Source organism: Mycobacterium sp. E3247 (assembly GCF_001667785.1).
In the GTDB taxonomy this organism is placed as follows: Bacteria; Actinomycetota; Actinomycetes; order Mycobacteriales; family Mycobacteriaceae; genus Mycobacterium.
In genome coordinates, this window is record NZ_LZJG01000355.1 from 1 (window position 1) to 596 (window position 596).

The 596-nt window shown below is 66.4% G+C and carries 1 protein-coding gene; it reads left to right on the plus strand.

Features of this window, described 5'->3' with window-relative positions; translation table 11 throughout:
- A partial coding sequence (locus tag A9X04_RS31025) for a glycosyltransferase (RefSeq protein WP_369828977.1) occupies window positions 1-596 on the plus strand: 596 nt, incomplete at both ends.

Here is a 596-nt window from a genome sequence, read left to right on the forward strand (position 1 = left end):
AGGCTTATGACGAGGTTTGCTTTCCCGGCCTGGCGGCCGAATGGGCGAAATGGGATGGCCTCCGGCCATTTGTCGGCCCCCTGACGATGGAATTGACCACCAGCGCCGACGACGACGTGGCGTCGTGGATAGCCGCGGGAACGCCGCCGATTTGCTTTGGATTCGGCAGCATGCCGGTGGAATCCCCGATCGACACGGTCGAAATGATCGGTGCGGCCTGCGCGGAATTGGGCGAACGCGCGCTGATTTGCGCCGGTTGGAGCGATTTCAGCGACGTGCCACTTCCCGAGCACGTCAAGGTGGTGGGCGCGGTGAATTATGCGGCCGTCTTTCCCGCTTGCCGGGCGGTGGTGCACCACAGCGGCGCGGGCACCACTGCCGCGGGCCTGCGCGCCGGAGTACCCACCTTGAGCCTTTGGAGCATGAGCGATCAGAAGATCTGGGCGGGCCAGGTGGATCGGCTGAAAGTCGGTGTCGCCCGCCCGTTTTCCCAAACCACGCGCGAGTCGCTGGTGGCCGACCTGCGCCAGATCCTCTCCCCCGACTACGTCTCCCGCGCCCGCGAGCTGGCCGCCCGGATGACGAAGCCGGCTGGT